The organism is Kribbella deserti (assembly GCF_042434725.1).
Taxonomy (GTDB): Bacteria; Actinomycetota; Actinomycetes; order Propionibacteriales; family Kribbellaceae; genus Kribbella; species Kribbella deserti.
On sequence record NZ_JBHLTC010000001.1, the window covers coordinates 215598 to 233422 of the forward strand.

The following is a 17825-nucleotide window of genomic DNA, read 5'->3' on the forward strand; positions in this document are numbered from 1 at the left end:
TCGCGCTGGAACCACAACGGCCGCACCGCCAGCGGCGGGCTTGGCGCCAATCGAAGTGGGGTTGAGGCCCTTTCCGGCCGACTTGGCGGACCGTGCGGCGCCCTGGGCGCCATGCCATCCCTTGGACAAGCAGCCGACGCCTCCGCGGCCCGGATTCGCGTGGTCTGCCGCCGCAGCCCATCTTAGTGAGTCCACCAGCCATTTTCCGGCCCCGAAAATGTCCAGTGGACTCACCAAGATGGACTTGTCCCGCTGACCCATGACCAGGTCGGCATTCCTGAAAGCAGGCCCCACGACGAGTTGCCCGGATCCTGCCTCGCCACATCACCTGTCCAGCAGCTGGTCATCGGCCCAGTCCGTGCAGCAGTACTCGGCGCTGAGCCTAATCGGCCCACCTGTAAGCGATCTGAGCACACGCCCTGTGGATAACCGGCCGCTCAAACAGGCCCTCCGCTGTAAACTCAAGTCAGAAGAACAGGCACGGCACACACCACCGTCGCCGTTCGCCCTACGATTGTCGGGTGAGCGAGATCATCCAGCTTTGCCAGCGTGCCCGCGAGGCCTCCTACGCCTTGGCGGCCGCTTCCCGCGCCGACAAGGACGCCGCGCTGAAGGCGATGGCCCAGGCCCTCCGCGACCACACCACCGACATCGTCGCGGCGAACGCGCTCGACGTGGCCGCCGCCCGCGAAGCCGGTACGCCGGAGTCCACCGTGGACCGCCTCGCGCTCGACCCAGGCCGGGTGGACGCGATGGCCGTCGGGCTGGAGCAGCTCGCGGGCCTGGTGGATCCGGTGGGGGAGGTCGTCCGCGGCTACACCCTCCCGAATGGGCTGGAGCTGCGTCAGGTCCGAGTTCCGTTCGGCGTGGTCGGCATCATCTACGAGGCCCGGCCGAACGTCACCGCCGACGCGGCTGGGATCTGCCTGAAGTCGGGCAACGCCGTGCTGCTGCGCGGTTCGTCGTCCGCCGCCAAGTCGAATGCCGCCATCGTCGGCGTACTGCGTGATGCGGCCGAGTCGACTGGTCTTCCCGCCGACGTGGTCCAGGGGGTGCCCGAGGACCGTGCAGCCGTCAAGGAGCTGATGCAGGCTCGCGGTCTGGTGGATGTGTTGATCCCGCGCGGTGGTGCCGGGTTGATCAAGGCCGTGGTGTCCGAATCGACCGTGCCGGTGATCGAGACGGGCGTCGGCAACTGCCACGTGTACGTGGATGCCGAAGCCGATCTTGACCAAGCCTTGAGCATCCTGATGAACGCGAAGACCCAGCGCCCGAGCGTGTGCAACGCGACGGAATCCCTGCTGGTGCACGCGGATGTGGCCGAGGCGTTCCTGGCGAAGGCGCTGCCCGCGTTGGCCGAGGCTGGGGTCACCGTGCACGGCGACCCGAAGGTGGTTGCTCTCGGCAAGGATGTGGTTGCCGCGACGGAGGAGGACTTCGGGGCAGAGTACAACTCGCTCGATCTGTCCGCCGCAGTGGTGGATTCGCTGGATTCGGCTGTGCGGCACATCCGGCAGTACGGGTCCGGCCACACCGACGCGATCGTGACCAGGTCGCAGTCGGCCGCGCGCCGGTTTGTGCAGGCGGTGGATTCCGCGGCGGTGGTGGTGAACGCGAGTACCCGGTTCACCGATGGTGGGGAATTCGGCTTTGGTGCCGAGATCGGGATCTCCACCCAGAAGCTGCACGCCCGTGGGCCGATGGGCCTGCCGGAGATGACCTCGACGAAGTACGTCGTGGTCGGCGAGGGCCAGATCCGGGGCTGATCCGAGACAGTTCGGCCCTTCCGGACGCCGCTTCTACGACCGGCGTCCAGCACCTTCGGTCGGCACCGGCGGCTAGCACCGGCGAAGCGGCATGCCCGTTCGCCGGTACTGCCGGTTGCCTTGCCATGAGCTGCCGATTGCCGAACCTCGCTCACCCACGGACCGGAATCGCGCCGCCGGTCCGCCTGCTTGACCTGGTCGGCGCCCCGACCGCCCCGATCAACCCGACCGCCCCGATCAACCCGACCGACCCGACCTGACCGCGCAACCGGCCGTGCGCTCGAGCCTGCGCCCCGCGCGAAGGCCGCGGCCGCCCGGTCGCGCCCGCGCCGGCGCTGCTGCCGGGCGGCCGGTTGGGGGACCGAGGCAACGAATTTCGAGGGTGGCGTATGGCGTACGAGAAAGTCGGGCGGAACGGGCGCAACATTCCAAGGGGTTCGCGCATCACGGTGTTGAGATGTGCTCAGGTCTACCGCCGGGCGAGCGGTAGGCGCGAACTAGGAGGAAAGTCGATGTCTGGTCTCAAGGTGGACGTCCCCAAGTTCTGGGAGAACGGCTACCAGATCATCCGTGGCGCTTACAGCCCTGAAGAGGTCCAGTCGTTCCGGGATGGCGCTTACGCGTCGCTCGGTGTGGCCGGGGATCTGCTTTCCAGGCCATTGCTGCGGCACTCGTTGCTCGACGGCAAGATGGTCGACGTGGCGCGCAAGCTGCTCGGTAAGGAGGAGATCGTCTACGCGGGCGACAGTTCGTTCACGATCAACTCCAAGCAGCACGGCTATCACAAGGACAACGCGGACCGGCAGGACCAGAACGCCCCGGACTGGCAAGGGCGCTATACGATCCTGCGATTCGGCATCTACCTGCAGGACCACTCTCGGCACACCGGTGGTCTCAACCTGCGCGAGAAGTCGCACAACACGGTTTCACTCAAGCACGGCAAGAACATCTACGTCCGTACCCGCCCGGGCGATCTCGCCGTCTGGAGTCTGCGGACCAGCCACAGCGGCAACGGCAGCCTGCTGCAATTCCCGTGGTGGCTCGACCCGACGCCCGAGATGAAGGGCAAGTACCCGAAGTGGTGGCGGGAGGCCAAGCCGGACGGCGATCGGATCGCGATCTTCGCGGCGCTCGGCCTGGACGACGCACACCACGATCGCTACACCGAGTACCTGAAGACACGCGCGTACATGTGCGACGCCTGGCGCAAGTCCGTCTACACCGACGAGACCTTCGCACTCGCGGAGAAGATCGGCCTGAAGATCCGGGACATGCGCCGCGAGATCGAGGGCGATGTCACCGTCGGCCAGAACGCGGCGTGGAAGCCGATCCCGTACTGACCGTTCGGATCAACTCAGGATGGTCGCGGCATCGCGCGTGACGACGGGAACAGCCTTCGGGCCGAGATCGGCCAGCGCAGCGACGTGACCGGCATCGGGTAACCGGATGTCCTGCAGGTGGATGTGCTCCGCTGGAAACCGCCGCCAGCGCAGCACCTTCGCGGCCGAAGACGGTGACGAGATCACCAGACGCGACAGCTCGACCCGCATGCCATCACCGGTTGCCTTGAGCACCGCTTCCTTGCGAGTCCAGTACGTCGTGAACGCTCGCGCCCGTTCCGCCGAAGGCACGGACGCGAGGGCCTCTACCTCCTCCGGGGCCAGCACGACCGAAGCAAGGGTGGAGGTATCGAGATCGGGGTTGACCTGCTCCACGTCGACCCCGATCTCGTTGCTCCGGTGGAACGCCACCAGCACCAGATCGCCCGAGTGCGACACCGACAACCGAAGCGGATCCCCGGCCACCCGTACCTTGCCGTGCGGTTTACCGCAGTCCTGGCAGGTGCGATCCAGCGGCACGTCCGCCGGATCAACGCCGAGGTAAGCCCCGACCACCCGTCGCGTGATCGCACAACCGAGTACGAACCGATTCCGGTCCGCCGTACGCCGATAGGCCGCGAGCCGCTCGCGCTCCACCTCGTTCAAGTCCCCGATCAACCCGGGGTACGACGTACCGGCGTGTTCCAACCCCGCGTACGCCGAACCAGTCCCGCCGTACGCCGAACCAGTCCCGCCGTACGCCGAACTCGGCCCGCTGTGCGTCGTACGGGCGTGTGCGGGCTCGGCGTACGTCGCATCAGCGCGAGTGGTCCGGGCCAGGTCTGTGCGGGCGATCCAGACTTCGCAATCGCCGTCGCGCAAACTCATCGGGTCATTCCTTCGGGCTGTCCGGCAACGGCGCGGGGCGGGCCTCCCAGCGGGTCGAGAGCACCACAGTAGTCCTCGTCCGTACGACGCCCTGGACCCGGCGCAGGCTGCCGACGACGGCCTCGAGTTGAGCCACGTCGGCCACTCGTACCTTCACGACAAGTTCTTCGTCACCGGCGACGAACCAGCAGTCCTCGACGGCGGGAATCGCCCGGACGCCGGCGACCACGTCATCGGTCTCGGCGTCGTCGCGCTGGAAGAGGCCGACCAGGGCGCTCGTACCGAGGCCCACCCGCTCCGGCGCGACCACCGCGCGGTACCCGAGGACGATGCCGCGCTCCTCAAGGCGGCGGACCCGTTCCTGGACGCTGGGACCGGACAGGCCGACCGTTCGGCCGAGTTCGGCCCAGCTGGCCCGGCCGTTCTCACGGAGCGCGTCCAAGAGCCGTCGATCCGTAGCGTCCACAATGCCTCCTCGGGAAGAATCGTTGGTGAAAGTGGCGATCGACCATCGATTCGTTGGAAAACTTGGTCTGATTGTCGTACAATTTAAAGCAGACGGGGTGACCGCCCCGGCTTCGATACCAAACCTTTGTGAAGGATCATGATCACCCTCGACGTTGCCCGTGCCCACATCGACGAGCTGCACCGCGAGGCGGCTGAACACCGCTGCGCCGCTGCCGCGCCCTCCACCTGGCGCCAGCTGCTGTCCCGCGCTGCCAAGCGGAGCTGACCCGGGCGGGAGCGCGCGAGCCGAAGAGGTAGGCTGCGCACTATGCTCTCGCTCCTGACGCCACTGGTGGTGGCGCTGCAAGAAGCCGCGGCTGGCGGCGGAACGTCGAAGTGGCTTTACGGCCTTTTCGCGCTGATCGTGCTGTTCGCCCTGCTGGCGGTCACTCTGATCCTCGGCAAGGGCCGGCAACAGCGCTGACCGGCGGAGCTGACTGATGGCCACACCGGCGAGGCGGCGGCTGGGCGTGATGGGCGGAACCTTCGACCCCATCCACCACGGCCACCTCGTCGCCGCCAGCGAGGTCCAGGCGTACTTCGACCTCGACGAGGTCATCTTCGTGCCGACCGGTCAGCCCTGGCAGAAGACACATCGCGAGGTCTCGCCGGCCGAGGACCGCTACCTGATGACGGTCATCGCGACCGCCAGCAACCCGCGGTTCTCGGTCAGCCGGGTCGACATCGACCGGCCCGGGCCGACGTACACCATCGACACGTTGCGCGACCTGTCGAAGGTGCACCCGGACGCGGAACTCTTCTTCATCACCGGTGCGGACGCGCTGGCCCAGATCCTTACCTGGCGAGACGTCGGGGAGATCTTCGAGCTGGCGCGTTTTGTCGGTTGTACCCGGCCGGGCACCGAATCGCTCGACCTGCCCCTGGACCAACTGCCGATGAACCGGGTCACACTGCTCGAGGTGCCCGCGCTGGCGATCTCCTCGACCGAGTGCCGCCGGCGCGTCGCCAAGGGTGATCCCACCTGGTACCTGGTGCCGGACGGCATCGTGCAGTACATCGCCAAGAGCGGCCTCTACACCTCCGACTGAAGGAACACATTGCCTGCCACCGAACGCGCCGTCGAGCTGCTCATTGCCGCAGCCGAGGCGGCTCACGACAAGAAGGCCGAGAACGTTCTCGCGTTCGACGTCTCCGAGCAGCTCGCCATCACCGACGCGTTCCTGGTCGCCTCGGCGTCCAACGACCGCCAGGTCCGCGCCATCGTCGACGCGATCGAGGAGAAGCTGCGCACCCTCGACGCCAAGCCGGTCCGGCGTGAAGGCGCGCGCGAGGGCCGCTGGGTCCTGCTGGACTACCTCGAGATCGTGGTGCACGTGCAGCACGACGAGGAGCGCTCCTTCTACTCCCTCGAGCGGCTCTGGCGCGACTGCCCGATCATCCCCCTGCCCAACGCGGACGGCACCATGCCCGCTCCCGCTCCTGCCTCGGACGCTTCCGCTTCGGACGCTGCTCCGGCGTCGGATTCGGACGCTTCGGGTTCGGACGACGCGCCTGCTTCGGCTGAGGCCGCAGACGGGACCAAGGCCGCGGGGGAGTCTGCCGAATGACGGCCGGCCGGCTCATCGTCTGGCGCCACGGGCGGACTTCCTGGAACCTGCTGGACAAGGTCCAGGGCCAGGCCGACATCCCGCTGGACGAGGTCGGCCAGGCCCAGGCGCGTGCCGCCGCTGCGCGCCTCGCGTCGCTGGCGCCTGCCCGGCTCTTCTCCAGTGACCTCCAGCGCGCCGCCGCCACCGCGGGCGAGCTGGCCGCGCTGACGGGCCTCAAGGTCGAGTACGACGAGGCCCTGCGCGAGATCGACGTCGACGACTGGGCGGGTCTGACCATGGCGGAACTCGCCGCCATGCACCCAGAAGCCGCCGCGCGGATCAAGGCCGGCGAATCCCAGCGTCGCGGCTCCAACGGCGAAACCGTCGAGGAGGTCGCGGCCCGCTTCGCCCCGGCCCTGCAACGCGCGATCGACTCGGCCGACTCCTCCGAAACCGTCGTCGTCGCCACCCACGGCCTCGCCGCCCGCGTCGGCATCTGCCGGTTCCTCGGCATCCCCGAGGCCTACTGGCCCGCCTTCGGAGGCCTCTCGAACTGCAACTGGGTCTCCCTGCTCCCAGGCCGTACGGGCCAGTGGCGCATCGAGGAATGGAACGCCGGTTCCCTCCCCGAACCCGTGATGAGCGACGACCCCCAGCAGTAGACCCCCGATTTCGTATCTGGGCAGGCCTTCGGTTAGTATTTCCGAGTCGCAAGGGCCGGACACCATCCGGCCGGACCGACACAAGGCAAGGGGCTTTGGCGCAGTTGGTAGCGCGCTTCCATGGCATGGAAGAGGTCAGGGGTTCGAATCCCCTAAGCTCCACCGCAGTAACCACAGGCCAGGAGGAACGTCGCTCCTGGCCTGTTTTCGTTGTTGGGTCAGTAAGGGAAAGTTGGGGAAGCGCTGGCCCAGTTTCGCGCGTTCAGCTCGTCCCTTGATACTCGCCGCACCGCATCTGGTCGGCAGCTGTCGGCGCGATGCGGAGGTTTGGGGTCGCGGCGTGCTCGACGCGTGGGCCGTTAACGGACACGGAGTAGTCAGGCTGGTCGCTGACTGGGATCTGGCCATGGCGCAGCGCATTGTTGAGATTCACGTACCGCTCATCAGTACAGGTTCTCCTCCAGGCACCACTTGGCCTCGGAGCACGGACATTGTGCCGGACGACTATCCGCTTCCATGGATCGGTGAGGTGGAGCAGTACCTTGCTGAACGGGAAGCGGGCGGGGCCTTCGAGGTGTACGACGACAGTGAGGAGCTCGGCGACGATTTCCTGTACTTCATCACCGGGGCGAGCGAAGAGATGCTTCTGGCCGTGGCCGCAGATGTAGCCGCACTGCCGGGGCTGCCACCGGGGGTTTACGCCATCGTCACTGATGACGAGGCCGAGGAGATGGGCGTCGGTCGGCGCATAGCACTTACCTAGACCGGGGCCGGACCCCGAACATAGCCGTCAGCCTGGTCCCTTTCCCAATTGGGAGAGGGCCTCTGATTTATACGCCGGGAGGTTGCCACCGCTTTCCGATAGCCCGCCACCTCACGTCTGCCGGGACAACAACGCCGCCCAAGGCCCGCCGTGGGTAGACGGGACCGCCAGCTGCCCCAGGAAACGACGGCCATCCGCGTGAGTTCGGTTGGCCCGCGTTAGTGGGGGTTTTTGGCGTGGGTGAGGGTTTCCCAGGCTAGGAAGCGGGCGGCGCCGACGGGGCGTTTTTGTTGGACCCAGGTTTGGGTGTGGGGGAGGTCGAAGCCCAGGCGTTGGTGGAGGGCGTTGTAGGGGACTTCGAGGTTGGGGCCGAGGCCGAGGATGGGCGCTCCGCCGCAGAGCCACGATGGCGGCTTCGCGCCTAGTTGTAGGCGGGAGTGGAACTCCATGGCGTGGCGCAGGCGGTCCTTGGCAGCGCCGAAGAGGGCCACGCCTTGATGGCGGGCGGTCTCGGCGACGTGGGACATGGCTGCGAGTCCCCAGCCGGTATGGCCGAAGTCGCGGCAGGTTTCCTGGGTCAGGCCGTTCACGAAGGTGGTCTGCCCGTGCCAGTACTCGATGAGCTCGGCTCTGGTGTTGTGCTTGCTGTTCGGTGGTGCTTTGGGCAGCGCGCCGTCCGTCTCGAGGTAGATGTACGCGGGCAGCCTGCCGCGCCAGGTGGTGACCGCCCGGTCGAACGAGGCGCGGTCGTCGAGGTGTACGGCGATGCCGATGGCGGCGTCGGTCATGATCAGTTCCCAGTTGCCCTGGTGGTTGGGCATTCCGGTGATCACGGTCGGGAGGTACACGTTGCGCAGCTTGTTGGCGAACCGCCCGGCCTGCGTCCAGCCGGTGTAGGTGTGCTTGATGAGTTCGGCGGCGCGGGAGAAGTTGGCGCCGGCAAAGCCCGTCTGGAGCGGCGCGTTGCTCCCGGTGTGGTCGGTGATCACGGCTGACCAGGCGTCCATGATCTCGATCGCCTTCTTGGCGTAGCGGGAGTCCTTGGTGAGGTACCACTGCAGGGCGTGGGTGTACGCCGCATTGGCATCCTCGCGCTCTTCCGAGCAGCCGTGGTCGGGATTGCCGTACATGCCGCATTCCACGACTGCGCGGGGCGTGGCCGTGTAGGTCAGGGAGGCGTAGGAACTGCGCTGCAGAGATTCCCAGGCAGACTTCCACGGTTCGTTGCCGAGGTTGGCGCGGACGAAGTCGAGCTGACCGCGGCTGACCAGGACGCCGGGGTGCTCGAACGCGGCCGCCTGCGCGGGCTGCGGGGTGGACAAGGTGGCGGCCACGAGCATGATGGCGGCGAGAGCGCGAGCAAGACGCACGGGATTCCTTCCAGGCACGGAGGCGTTCATTCAGCCAGCCGCACACTCGGCTGTCAACGTGGGTTCTGCAGCAGAATGGGTGGATGGACGATCCGCGGGCGCGGCTGGAGCGGGAACGGCGGGAGACGTTGAAGCGGCTCGCGTACTTGAGTGATGACTTCGACCAGGTCGTCGCTGCCTCCTACGACAGCAACGCCGACGACGAACATGATCCGGAGGGCGCGACGATCGCGTTCGAGCGCTCGCAACTCGGCGCCCTGGCGGACCAGGCCCAAAGGCGGTTGACCGAGATCGACGCGGCGCTCGAACGTGTCGCGGCCGGCACCTACGGCATCTGCGAGCGCTGTCACCGCCCGATCGCTTCGGACCGCCTTCAGGCCCGCCCGGTCGCCCGCACCTGTACCGAGTGCGCGTAGCAATCGCCTTGCCGAGCAGGGGAGCCGCCACGTCCGGCGTACAGGCTCAGACGACTCAGGCCGACGGTGGGCTGCGACGCGTGGCGCCGTACCGGGGTCGGCGCCATGCAAGTACGGCGAACGCGCCGACGCCGAACAGTACGCCGGAAGTGCCGGGCGCGGAACCTGGTGGGTCCCGCGCTCGTCAGAAGGCCGTCGTGGCAGTCGATTGACCGTTTGGCTGGAACTCGAAGAGGAGTTGGTGTTGTGGTGACCAGGTTCTGGCCGGCGGCGTTGGCCGCGGTCGCGATGGTGGCGACGGCGTGCGGTGCCGCGGAACCTTCCGGCTCGGCGGACACACCGACGGCGACCGCGCCCAGCCCGACCGAGATGGCAACTCCGACCCCATCCCCGGTCGCGCCGACCAGCATCCCAACGCCCACCAGCATCAATACGCCCACCAGCTTCAATACGCCCACGGTTGTCCCGACCCCGACGGCGAGCAGAACGACCTGGTCGCCGACGGTTTCCGGGCCGGTACGGAACGATCCGTTGCTGGGGTCGAACCCGATTCATCTCGAGCAGGGGTACGGGATCAGCGCGGTGAACTGCCGGCTGCCCGCGTGGAAGTTGCAGGTTGCTGCCGCGAAGGCCTACTACAGTGCCGCGATCGCCTGTCATGACCGGGCTTGGCGGGGGACGTTGGCGCACTTCGGGCTGACCTTGACGAGTCCACGGTTGTGGGCGGGTGCCCGAGGCAACCAGTACGCCGGAGGGTGCGGCAGCAACGACACCGGCCGGGAAGCGTTCTACTGCTCGGTGGACGAGACGATCGTGATGCCGTTCGACACGATGCGGTCCATTGCCCGGTACGGCGAGGGGTACGCGCTGGCGGTGTTGTCGCACGAGTACGGACACCACCTTCAGCAGCAGGCCGGGATATTCGACGCATACGTGGCGCGTGGTCGGGCCGTCGGCTATTCGAGCCAGGCCGGCCAACTACTCTCCCGCCAGCTGGAACTTCAGGCCTGGTGCTTCTCCGGCATGTTCTACGGCACCAACACCGGCCGCGGGTCCATCACCAGGTCGCTTTCCCGGCAGGCGCTCGACAACAACAGCCATGCGGGCGACCGTCCCGGCGAGCTGCGGCAGCACGGCACCAACCGCAACATCGCGAACTGGTTCAAGTGGGGCCGCCACCCATCAATGGACCCCTCGGCTCGCGTGTCGCCGTCGGTCTACGAGTGCAACCCGTGGGCGGCACGCGACAACGGCTGGCTCCAGTAGCAAACACCTGCGCAGGTGTTTGAAGACGCTTCAGCGGGTTACCGCGCCCAGCGAGTCGACGAATCTGGTGAGTAGGCGAGCGAAGTCAGCACGGTCGCCAGCCGGCCAGTCGGCCATGGCATGGTCGGCGACCTGTCGCCGGAAGGTGTGAACCTCAGCTGACAGGCGCCGCCCGGCCGGAGTTCGCACCAGCAGGGCTCGGCGGCCATCGGCCTGATCGGCCTCGCGCCGCACCAGCCCTGCCGTCACGGCCGCGGCGACCAGCTTGCTGGCACGTGGCTGATCGATCCCAAGCGCGATGGCCACACTGCTGACGGTCGCCGGTCTGCCCGCTTCCTCGGCTTCCTCGACGGCGTCCAGCACCTCGGCACCGACTCCCGATGCGGCGGTCGCTGTCGTCCCGCGACCGCTGCCAGATCGCGTCGGCCGGCGTGCGGCAAGACGGGCCAGGGTACGCCTGCTTTGGCTGCGGCGCAGAGCCACCATGGCCCGTTCGACTGCCTCGACGTCCTCATCCCGGTCGCGTCCCATAGCGGTCCACTATATGCTCTTCCGCATTTACTTGCTAACGAACATGTACATGGCAGGAGGCATGAAGATGGAACGGCCTATCGGCTACTGGCTCAAGCGCCTCGACGGTCTCCTCGAGGCGGCGTTCGACAGCGTCCTCGCTGCCGAAGAGCTCACGCGGCGGCACTGGCAGACCATGAACACTGTGCGCACAGCACCGCAAGACGCAGTCGCGCTGATCGACGTGATGCGACCCTTCTGGGGCCCTGGCGCGATCACCCTCGACGAGACGATCAGCGAACTGACTCAACGCGGCTGGCTCGCCCAGGACGACGCTGGCCGCTACACCCTCACGCCAGCCGGCCGCGCGGGACACGCCTCACTCGAAGAGAAGGTGCACGCCCTTCGTTCCACCATGCTGGCCGGCCTGACCGAAGACGATTACCGCGTAACCGTTCGCGTTTTGCGGCAGATGACCGAGAACCTCGAACCTGCCACCGGACAGGAAGCGGCCAAGCCCTCGCGTCGCCCGTTGCGGTGAACCGGTTTGCCGGATTGGCAAAGGTTCGGGACTCGGAGGCCTAGCGCAGGCATGCTGGGGCAATGGTGGAGATTGACTGGGCGGCTGAGGCTGGGCATTTGCGGAGTGCGGCTACGGATGAGGCCGAGTGGAATGCGGTGGTGGCCGCCGGGTTGGTCCGGCCGACTGACCGGCTGGCGGTGGATGTCGGTTGTGGCGGCGGTGGCATGGCGAAGGCGCTTGCCGCGGTGATGGCGGAAGGCGCGAGCGTGGTCGCGGTTGATGCCGACGCGGAGGTGCTGGAAGCAGCTCGGGCGCATACGGGCGGCGCCGTACGGTGTGAGTTGGTGTCGATGGATGACGGGCCGGAACCATTGCGCGCGGCGATTGGTGCGCCGGCGGATCTCGTTTGGGCCTCGGCGTCGGTCCACCACGCGGCCGATCAGCAGGCGGCCATCAACGCGCTGGTCTCGTTGCTGGCTCCGGGTGGCCGGTTGGCCTTGGCCGAAGGTGGTCTGCCGTCGCGGCGCCTGCCGTGGGACCTCGGGATCGGTGAACCCGGGCTGGAGCTCCGGCTGGACTTGGCTCAGGACCGGTGGTTCAAGGCGATGCGAGAGTCACTGCCTGGTTCGGTGCCGATGCCGTACGGCTGGACCGAGGCCCTACAGCGCGCCGGGCTGACCGAGGTGACAACGAAGAGCGTGCTGACCGAGGAGCCGGTGCCGCTGTCCGATGAGAACCGCGACCGGGTGGTCAGCCACTTCCGGCACCGCATCGAGCGCCTGCTCCCGGCCGCCGAAACCAACCACGACCACGACGCATCCCGTAGCCGCCACAACGGTCATGGTCATGGGCATGGCCACGGGGTGCCCGACGAGCTGAGCCTCTCGCCGGAGGACCTTGCCGTCTGGAAGCGGCTGCTCGACCCCGAGGACGAGCACTACCTCGGCCGTCGTACGGACCTGGCCTCGGTGTCAGTCCGCAGCATCCACATCGGCCAGCGGCCCGCGCACTGATCGCTTCGCCCGATGGGGCGATTCAGGGCTCAACTACTAGCGGTGACGGGCGAGCCGGGAGTACGCTCGTTGAGCCGTCGAAAACCATGGACGGCGGGGGAGATTCGCTCGGCAGGCCGTCGTGGGGGCGGGGTTTTGCGCGAGATCATCATTCGGCTTTGCGGGCGTTTGTGCCTGCGGAGTGGGGGAGATTGCCATGCGAGTTCTGCACATCATTGCCTCACCACGGGAGCACAACTCCAACACGTTGCGCATCGCGAATTCGTTCCTGGAAACGCTGCGTGCGACGGCCGGCAACGTCACCGTCGATGTGGTCGACCTCTACAACCACGATCTGCCCGCCATCGCGGGTACGAACATCGACGTCAAGTACACGCTCATGATCGGCCAGCCGATCGACAAGAACCACGCGGAATCCTGGCATCAGATCGAGCGCCTGATCGAGCACTTCGTGGCCGCGGACATGTACGTGATCTCCTGCCCGATGTGGAACTTCAGCATTCCGTACGCGCTGAAGTACTACATCGACTGCATCGTGCAACCCGGCTACGTGTTCAAGTACGACCAGGACGGACGCCCGGTTCCCCTTGTACTAGGGAAGAAAATGGTCTGCATCACCTCACGCGGCGGTGATTACGGGCCCACCGGCCCGCTGCATGCCTACGATTTCCAGGAACCGTATCTGCGGGCCATCTTCGGCTTCATCGGCATCACCGAAAATCACTTCATCAATGCCCAGCCGATGGACATCACCCCGGCCCTCCGGGAAGCGGCCGTCGAGGCCGCAACCCTGCAGGCCCAAAGCCTGGCAATGCACACCGCCGCGGTCGCCCCGGTTTAGCCCTCAGTGAGTTGGTAGCGGGAGAGCCGCCAGCCGGGGACTCGGTTGACGCGCTTCAGCGCCACCGTGGTGAGCACCTGGCGCGGCGCCATCCACGTTTGCGACTGTTTCTGGAGGACCCAGCCCTCGCCAAGGGATACGGCCGCATGCTGTACGGCGTTGTCCCCGGTCGACCGCCACACGTACACAACACCAGGTACGTCGTCCTGGCGCCGGCTGGTTCGTACGGTGGCCGACGCGAGCCAATCCTCAAAAGGCGCGCGCTGCATCCACTCCAACTCGGCCCCGGCCACACCGGCCGCGGCCATCACCGTGCCGAAGCAGTTCGGTCCACTCCCGTCCGCCCAAGTCCCGGCCAGTTCCTTTGCCTTGGGCAATAACCGTGCAGGCCAGTGGACCACTTCGCGATGGCGGCTCGGTTCGGCGTCCTCGGCGACGATGGCGGGCAGAATCGTCGCCAGGTGCTTCTCCAAGAGCGAAGGCCACCAAACGAAACGATGGCCGTCCGCCTGCTCGCGAACCGCCGCACCGAGCAGACCACCCCAGCGTGCGGAGGTCGGTACGGCGTCGCGCTCGTGCCGTACCTGCGCCCGCACCACCGCGGCCCGGATCTTCCGCGGCAGCGCGTGGAACGACCCCTCGCTCAACCAGACGGGCCTCAACGCCTTGTCCACGTCGTACACCCGGTACGTGTCGCGGAGCTGCCTGTCCGTGACATCATCACTCGCCGCCCCGGCAAGACCCAAGCGCCGTACCTCCTCCTTGGTAAGGAAGAACGGTTGTATCTCCGGCGCCAGCCATCGCGACCACCGCGTCAACAATCCCGGCTCAACCTCAACGTTCAACACGCGCATCATCGGCCGGCCGAAGGCTTGAGCGGGAGAGGGCGGTTCCACTGGGGTTCGGCCGCGATCTCGATCATCGCCCGAACGTACCGGCTACCGCCTTGTCGTTCATCTGGTTAATGTCCCGGGTGCTTGATGCTCTCGATCATTCTGGCGACGCCTTCCTTGCCGTGGCCCGCGTCGAGCTGGCGCTGGATGAGCCCCTGGACCATGGCGATCACCTCGGTGCTGATGCCCTGGTCGGCACTCGCGGCCACGAGGTCGTCGAGGCTGGAGAACTCCAGGCTCTGCTGGCCTTCGACGGTGTAGTCCCCGCCGTCGATGACCGCGGCGAGTCCCTGGAAGCCGCCGGTCATGGCGGTCAGCCAAGGTGCGGCCATGGTGGCGAACTGACTCGCCGTGACGCCGGCAGGCGCGACCATGGCGGCGCCATGCAGGAATCCGGCCCACATCACGTACATGCCTGACAGGAGCGCGAGATCGTACAACGACGCCAGCCCGGCATCCTCGCCGAAGTACGTACTGGTCGCCCAGAGGTCGAGCAGCGGCTTGTACTCGTCGAAGACGTCGGCCGAGCCGCTGTAGAGGATCGACGCGCCCGGCTGGCCGATCATGTGCGGGATGGCCATGATGCCGCCATCCAGATACGCGATCCCCGCCTCGGCGGCCCAGGCAGCCATCTCCCGAGCCTGGGCCGGGGTCGTTGTGGTCACGTTGATCAAGGTTCGTCCGGCCAGGTCATCGATCAGCGGATCGAGCACCTCATGGACGGACGCGTGGTCCAGCAGGCACGCGATCACCACTTGGCCGGCCTTCACGGCCTCGCCGACCGTGGCGGCGGCCCGCGCACCCTGCGCGACGAGCTCGCCGGCCTTGCCTGGTGAACGATTCCAGACCGTTGCCGGATGTCCGGCCTGCACCAGGGCCGCGGCCAGCGCGCTACCCATCGCACCCAGCCCGAGCACGGTCACCTGGACGTTGTTGCTGCTTGTCATTCGAGTTTCCCCTTGGGTTCGTCGGTCGGTTCAATCCTTTCCGCTGCCGGTAGAGTTGACTAGTACGGACTATTTAGTGGGGTACTCACCTTTTGGTAAGTATGCGGAGGCGTGAATGGGCACAACAGCACGGCAAGGTCCCTACTTCTGCGGCATCGACGCGGCGATGGACGTGGTCTCCGGCAAGTGGAAGGTGCTGATCCTGTGGGAGTTGCAGCACCACGGGACGCGCCGGTTCGCCGAACTCCGGCGTGGTCTGCCGGGCGTCAGCGAGAAGATGCTCGTGCAGCATCTGCGCGAGCTGGAAGACGACGGCCTCGTGCATCGTGAGGTGTACCGCGAGGTGCCACCGAAGGTCGAGTACTCCCTGACCGAGCACGGCATCGCGCTCAACACGGCCTTGGCCCCGTTGGGAAAGTGGGGCACCGAACGCATGCGCCGAATCGGCGCCGAGAAGGTCTTCGCCAACGCCACGCCCTGAGGAACCGGTGCCCCGAACCGCGAAGCAGCAGACGTTTGTACGTGAGCCCGACGGTGACTAACTGGGCCCCGTGCGATAAACGTGAGACAGCCCGGGCGGCGCTTGAAGATGTGCTGATAATCGACCGTATGGCGAACATCCCTGAGGTCATGCGGGCGTTGGAGCAGCAATCGTGGGAGGGGCCGGGCGCCCTTCGGTTGATCGGCGACGCGCCGGTACCGGCTCCAGGGCCGGGGGAGGTGCTCGTCCGGGTCGGCGCGGCCGGGATCAACTTCGCGGACGTGATGCAGACCCGCGGCACGTACGACGGTGGGCCGAAACCGCCTTATCTGGCAGGGTTCGAGGCCGCCGGCGAAGTCGTAGCGCTAGGCAACGGAGTAACCGGAGTCAGCCTGGGTGATCGCGTCATCGGGACCGGGTACGGCGCTTTCGCGCAGTACATCGTGATGACGGCCGCGGGCGTCGCGCCGGTGCCGGAAGGCTGGACCGACGAGCAGGCGCTGGGCCTCGTACTGAACTGGGCCACCGCCTTGGCCGCGCTCAAGCCGATCGGACGTCTAGCTTCCGGGGAGACCGTCGTGATTTCCGCGGCGGCCGGCGCGGTGGGGCAGGCCGCGCTTCGGATGGCCAAGCACTACGGCGCGACCGTGATCGCGACCGCGTCGCCGGACAAGCACGAGGCGGTGCGCGCGCTCGGCGCCGATCACGTCATCGACTACCGAACCCAGGACGTCGCGACCGAAGTGCTCAGGCTCACCGATGGCCGCGGTGCCGATCTGATCCTGGAGTCCGTCGGCGGCGACACGTTCCGGGCCAGCCTGGCCGCGGCGAGGCGGGTCACCGGCCGGGTCGTGGTGTACGGCGTTGCCGGTGGCGAGGCCGCGATCACCAACTGGGAGCTGAACTTCAAGCACCAGATCCACGTCATCGGTTTGCACATCGGCGTACTGATCCAGCAGGAGCCGGCCAGCTTCGCCGAGATCACCGAGGAACTGGCGACGCTCAGGGCGGCCGGGGTCTATCCGCCGGGACAGCCGACGGTCTACGACCTCGCGGACGGACCGAAGGCCCTGGCGGAACTCGAGGCTCGAGGAACCATTGGCAAATTAGCATTACGCCCCTGACTGTTCCCCGAAAGAGGAGACACCCCTGTGACTGATCAGACCGTGCCCGCGTCGCCGGCACCGCAGACCGGCTACGCCCCGGTGAACGGCCTGCAGATGTACTACGAGATCCACGGTTCGGGCGGTACGCCGTTGTTGCTGCTGCACGGTGGTCTGTTCAACATCGACCTGCAGTTCGGTGCGCTGCTGCCGAGCCTGGCGGAAACCCGTCAGGTCATCGCCGCGGACTTCCAGGCGCACGGGCGTACCAACGACATCGACCGGCCGCTGACCTGCGCGGATCTGGCCTCGGACGTGGTCGGCCTGCTGCAGCACCTGAACATCCCGCAGGTCGACGTCTTCGGCTTCAGCGTCGGCGGTGGCGTGGCCATCAACCTCGCCATCCGGAACCCGGAGCTGATCCGCAAGGCGATCATCTCCTCGGTGTCCTACACCCGCGCCGGCACCCGTCCGGAGAACGCGGCCGTCGGCGAGATGTCCGTCGACATGATCGCCGGTACGCCGATGGAGTCCGACTACCTCGCCAAGTCGCCGCACCCGGACAAGGAGCACCTGCAGACCCTGCTCGACAAACTCGGCAAGTTCGACGAGGGCTTCGACGGCTGGTCCGACGACGACATCCGCAACATCGCGGCGCCGACCCTGATCACCGTCGGCGACTGCGACGCGGTCAAGCTCGAGCACGCGGTCAAGTTCCTGCAGCTGCGTGGCGGCGACGTCAACGGCGACTTCGTCGGCGTACCTTCCTCCCAGCTCGCGGTACTGCCCGGCACCACCCACTTCTCCGGCCTGGCCCGCACCGACCTGATCCGCGACATCGTGCTCACCTACCTCGACACCCCGACGCCAGACTCCGCCCCAGCAGCCTGATCAAGCGCTCCACCACCCTTCGAACTCCCCTTGCGGACGAAGTGTTGACACGGTGAAAGGCCGGGCGTCTGCTGTCAAGTGAGGTCTGTGGTCTCAATCTGCGGTCCGTTCCCGGG

General features: G+C 67.0%; 23 protein-coding genes and 1 tRNA gene. 18 read left to right on the top strand and 6 right to left on the bottom strand.

The features are described from left to right. Nucleotides 1-521: 521 nt before the first annotated feature. The 3 genes from ACFFGN_RS00980 (at nt 522) to ACFFGN_RS00990 (ending at nt 3106) form a co-directional block, all read left to right on the top strand. On the top strand, nt 522-1766 hold the full coding sequence (locus ACFFGN_RS00980; protein WP_380043293.1) for a glutamate-5-semialdehyde dehydrogenase: 1245 nt from the start codon (nt 522-524) through the stop codon (nt 1764-1766). Nucleotides 1767-1891: 125 nt separating this feature from the next. Next, nucleotides 1892-2026 carry a hypothetical protein gene (locus tag ACFFGN_RS00985; protein ID WP_380043294.1) on the top strand — a complete coding sequence of 45 codons (135 nt, stop codon included), beginning with the start codon at nt 1892-1894 and terminating at the stop codon, nt 2024-2026. Between the two features lie 252 nt (nt 2027-2278). Further along, nucleotides 2279-3106, top strand: coding sequence for a phytanoyl-CoA dioxygenase family protein (locus ACFFGN_RS00990; RefSeq protein ID WP_380043295.1), 828 nt, complete (start codon nt 2279-2281; stop codon nt 3104-3106). A 9-nt stretch (nt 3107-3115) separates the two neighbouring features. Here ACFFGN_RS00990 and ACFFGN_RS00995 read toward each other — a convergent pair whose 3' ends face one another. Together ACFFGN_RS00995 and ACFFGN_RS01000 are read right to left on the bottom strand one after the other, a co-directional pair. Further along, the gene (locus ACFFGN_RS00995; protein ID WP_380043296.1) at nt 3116-3973 is read right to left on the bottom strand and encodes a 4'-phosphopantetheinyl transferase family protein; all 858 of its coding nucleotides are present in this window, start codon (nt 3971-3973) and stop codon (nt 3116-3118) included. A gap of 4 nt (nt 3974-3977) precedes the next feature. Continuing rightward, nucleotides 3978-4439: an Lrp/AsnC family transcriptional regulator gene (locus ACFFGN_RS01000; protein ID WP_380043297.1), complete on the bottom strand. Its 462-nt coding sequence runs from the start codon at nt 4437-4439 to the stop codon at nt 3978-3980. Between the two features lie 138 nt (nt 4440-4577). Between ACFFGN_RS01000 and ACFFGN_RS01005 the strand changes: the two genes are divergently transcribed. The 7 genes from ACFFGN_RS01005 to ACFFGN_RS01035 all read left to right on the top strand — a co-directional run bounded on the left by ACFFGN_RS01005 (nt 4578) and on the right by ACFFGN_RS01035 (nt 7455). Then, on the top strand, nt 4578-4706 hold the full coding sequence (locus tag ACFFGN_RS01005; protein WP_380043298.1) for a hypothetical protein: 129 nt from the start codon (nt 4578-4580) through the stop codon (nt 4704-4706). 42 nt (nt 4707-4748) lie between these two features. Further along, entirely contained in the window at nt 4749-4904 is a 156-nt protein-coding gene (locus ACFFGN_RS01010; protein ID WP_380043299.1) for a hypothetical protein, read from the top strand. A 16-nt stretch (nt 4905-4920) separates the two neighbouring features. After that, nucleotides 4921-5529: a nicotinate-nucleotide adenylyltransferase gene (nadD, locus tag ACFFGN_RS01015; protein ID WP_380043300.1), complete on the top strand. Its 609-nt coding sequence runs from the start codon at nt 4921-4923 to the stop codon at nt 5527-5529. Between the two features lie 9 nt (nt 5530-5538). Then, complete coding sequence (gene rsfS, locus ACFFGN_RS01020; RefSeq protein WP_446685158.1) at nt 5539-6048, top strand: ribosome silencing factor; 510 nt, start codon at nt 5539-5541, stop codon at nt 6046-6048. Then, nucleotides 6045-6692: a histidine phosphatase family protein gene (locus tag ACFFGN_RS01025; RefSeq protein WP_380043301.1), complete on the top strand. Its 648-nt coding sequence runs from the start codon at nt 6045-6047 to the stop codon at nt 6690-6692. The genes rsfS and ACFFGN_RS01025 overlap by 4 nt, the downstream gene beginning before the upstream one ends. 89 nt (nt 6693-6781) lie before the next feature. Further along, nucleotides 6782-6854: transfer RNA gene (locus ACFFGN_RS01030), tRNA-Ala, on the top strand. Nucleotides 6855-7185: 331 nt separating this feature from the next. Next, nucleotides 7186-7455 (top strand): hypothetical protein, encoded by a 270-nt coding sequence (locus tag ACFFGN_RS01035; RefSeq protein WP_380043302.1) that lies wholly within the window; start codon nt 7186-7188, stop codon nt 7453-7455. Nucleotides 7456-7673: 218 nt separating this feature from the next. Here ACFFGN_RS01035 and ACFFGN_RS01040 read toward each other — a convergent pair whose 3' ends face one another. Next, complete coding sequence (locus ACFFGN_RS01040; protein ID WP_380043303.1) at nt 7674-8825, bottom strand: alginate lyase family protein; 1152 nt, start codon at nt 8823-8825, stop codon at nt 7674-7676. A gap of 83 nt (nt 8826-8908) precedes the next feature. Here ACFFGN_RS01040 and ACFFGN_RS01045 point away from each other — a divergent pair, with 83 nt between their 5' ends. Both ACFFGN_RS01045 and ACFFGN_RS01050 read left to right on the top strand, forming a co-directional pair. After that, nucleotides 8909-9241: a TraR/DksA family transcriptional regulator gene (locus ACFFGN_RS01045; protein WP_380043304.1), complete on the top strand. Its 333-nt coding sequence runs from the start codon at nt 8909-8911 to the stop codon at nt 9239-9241. A 249-nt stretch (nt 9242-9490) separates the two neighbouring features. Continuing rightward, nucleotides 9491-10507 (top strand): neutral zinc metallopeptidase, encoded by a 1017-nt coding sequence (locus tag ACFFGN_RS01050; protein WP_380043305.1) that lies wholly within the window; start codon nt 9491-9493, stop codon nt 10505-10507. Nucleotides 10508-10537: 30 nt separating this feature from the next. Here the strand turns inward: ACFFGN_RS01050 and ACFFGN_RS01055 are convergent, their stop codons facing one another. Next, on the bottom strand, nt 10538-11038 hold the full coding sequence (locus tag ACFFGN_RS01055; RefSeq protein WP_380043306.1) for a MarR family winged helix-turn-helix transcriptional regulator: 501 nt from the start codon (nt 11036-11038) through the stop codon (nt 10538-10540). A gap of 61 nt (nt 11039-11099) precedes the next feature. Here ACFFGN_RS01055 and ACFFGN_RS01060 point away from each other — a divergent pair, with 61 nt between their 5' ends. From ACFFGN_RS01060 to ACFFGN_RS01070, 3 genes are all read left to right on the top strand, one after another. Beyond that, the gene (locus tag ACFFGN_RS01060; RefSeq protein ID WP_380043307.1) at nt 11100-11558 is read left to right on the top strand and encodes a MarR family winged helix-turn-helix transcriptional regulator; all 459 of its coding nucleotides are present in this window, start codon (nt 11100-11102) and stop codon (nt 11556-11558) included. Nucleotides 11559-11620: 62 nt separating this feature from the next. Beyond that, the gene (locus ACFFGN_RS01065) at nt 11621-12553 is read left to right on the top strand and encodes a class I SAM-dependent methyltransferase (protein WP_380043308.1); all 933 of its coding nucleotides are present in this window, start codon (nt 11621-11623) and stop codon (nt 12551-12553) included. 196 nt (nt 12554-12749) lie between these two features. After that, a complete protein-coding gene (locus ACFFGN_RS01070) occupies nt 12750-13394 on the top strand; it encodes an FMN-dependent NADH-azoreductase (RefSeq protein ID WP_380043310.1) in 645 nt (214 codons plus the stop codon). On the opposite strand, the gene ACFFGN_RS01075 is transcribed toward ACFFGN_RS01070, so the two are convergent. Together ACFFGN_RS01075 and ACFFGN_RS01080 are read right to left on the bottom strand one after the other, a co-directional pair. Further along, nucleotides 13391-14140 carry a hypothetical protein gene (locus ACFFGN_RS01075; protein ID WP_380043311.1) on the bottom strand — a complete coding sequence of 250 codons (750 nt, stop codon included), beginning with the start codon at nt 14138-14140 and terminating at the stop codon, nt 13391-13393. The two genes, ACFFGN_RS01070 and ACFFGN_RS01075, sit on opposite strands and share 4 nt — an antisense overlap. Before the next feature lie 215 nt (nt 14141-14355). After that, on the bottom strand, nt 14356-15234 hold the full coding sequence (locus ACFFGN_RS01080) for an NAD(P)-dependent oxidoreductase (RefSeq protein WP_380043312.1): 879 nt from the start codon (nt 15232-15234) through the stop codon (nt 14356-14358). A 115-nt stretch (nt 15235-15349) separates the two neighbouring features. Here ACFFGN_RS01080 and ACFFGN_RS01085 point away from each other — a divergent pair, with 115 nt between their 5' ends. The 3 genes from ACFFGN_RS01085 to ACFFGN_RS01095 all read left to right on the top strand — a co-directional run bounded on the left by ACFFGN_RS01085 (nt 15350) and on the right by ACFFGN_RS01095 (nt 17709). Beyond that, on the top strand, nt 15350-15715 hold the full coding sequence (locus tag ACFFGN_RS01085) for a winged helix-turn-helix transcriptional regulator (protein WP_380043313.1): 366 nt from the start codon (nt 15350-15352) through the stop codon (nt 15713-15715). Nucleotides 15716-15843: 128 nt separating this feature from the next. Next, the gene (locus ACFFGN_RS01090; RefSeq protein ID WP_380043314.1) at nt 15844-16839 is read left to right on the top strand and encodes an NADPH:quinone oxidoreductase family protein; all 996 of its coding nucleotides are present in this window, start codon (nt 15844-15846) and stop codon (nt 16837-16839) included. A gap of 27 nt (nt 16840-16866) precedes the next feature. Then, complete coding sequence (locus ACFFGN_RS01095) at nt 16867-17709, top strand: alpha/beta fold hydrolase (protein WP_380043315.1); 843 nt, start codon at nt 16867-16869, stop codon at nt 17707-17709. Nucleotides 17710-17825 lie beyond the last annotated feature (116 nt).

What these genes read in the sequence shown, in the direction of transcription:
- ACFFGN_RS00985 (WP_380043294.1), top strand. Translation starts at nt 1,892, where the DNA reads ATGAGCTGCCGATTGCCGAACCTCGCTCACCCACGGACCGGAATCGCG.
- ACFFGN_RS00990 (WP_380043295.1), top strand. Translation starts at nt 2,279, where the DNA reads ATGTCTGGTCTCAAGGTGGACGTCCCCAAGTTCTGGGAGAACGGCTAC.
- ACFFGN_RS00995 (WP_380043296.1), bottom strand. Translation starts at nt 3,973, where the DNA reads ATGAGTTTGCGCGACGGCGATTGCGAAGTCTGGATCGCCCGCACAGAC.
- ACFFGN_RS01005 (WP_380043298.1), top strand. Translation starts at nt 4,578, where the DNA reads ATGATCACCCTCGACGTTGCCCGTGCCCACATCGACGAGCTGCACCGC.
- ACFFGN_RS01010 (WP_380043299.1), top strand. Translation starts at nt 4,749, where the DNA reads ATGCTCTCGCTCCTGACGCCACTGGTGGTGGCGCTGCAAGAAGCCGCG.
- nadD (WP_380043300.1), top strand. Translation starts at nt 4,921, where the DNA reads ATGGCCACACCGGCGAGGCGGCGGCTGGGCGTGATGGGCGGAACCTTC.
- ACFFGN_RS01025 (WP_380043301.1), top strand. Translation starts at nt 6,045, where the DNA reads ATGACGGCCGGCCGGCTCATCGTCTGGCGCCACGGGCGGACTTCCTGG.
- ACFFGN_RS01045 (WP_380043304.1), top strand. Translation starts at nt 8,909, where the DNA reads ATGGACGATCCGCGGGCGCGGCTGGAGCGGGAACGGCGGGAGACGTTG.
- ACFFGN_RS01055 (WP_380043306.1), bottom strand. Translation starts at nt 11,038, where the DNA reads ATGGGACGCGACCGGGATGAGGACGTCGAGGCAGTCGAACGGGCCATG.
- ACFFGN_RS01060 (WP_380043307.1), top strand. Translation starts at nt 11,100, where the DNA reads ATGAAGATGGAACGGCCTATCGGCTACTGGCTCAAGCGCCTCGACGGT.
- ACFFGN_RS01065 (WP_380043308.1), top strand. Translation starts at nt 11,621, where the DNA reads ATGGTGGAGATTGACTGGGCGGCTGAGGCTGGGCATTTGCGGAGTGCG.
- ACFFGN_RS01070 (WP_380043310.1), top strand. Translation starts at nt 12,750, where the DNA reads ATGCGAGTTCTGCACATCATTGCCTCACCACGGGAGCACAACTCCAAC.
- ACFFGN_RS01080 (WP_380043312.1), bottom strand. Translation starts at nt 15,234, where the DNA reads ATGACAAGCAGCAACAACGTCCAGGTGACCGTGCTCGGGCTGGGTGCG.
- ACFFGN_RS01085 (WP_380043313.1), top strand. Translation starts at nt 15,350, where the DNA reads ATGGGCACAACAGCACGGCAAGGTCCCTACTTCTGCGGCATCGACGCG.
- ACFFGN_RS01090 (WP_380043314.1), top strand. Translation starts at nt 15,844, where the DNA reads ATGGCGAACATCCCTGAGGTCATGCGGGCGTTGGAGCAGCAATCGTGG.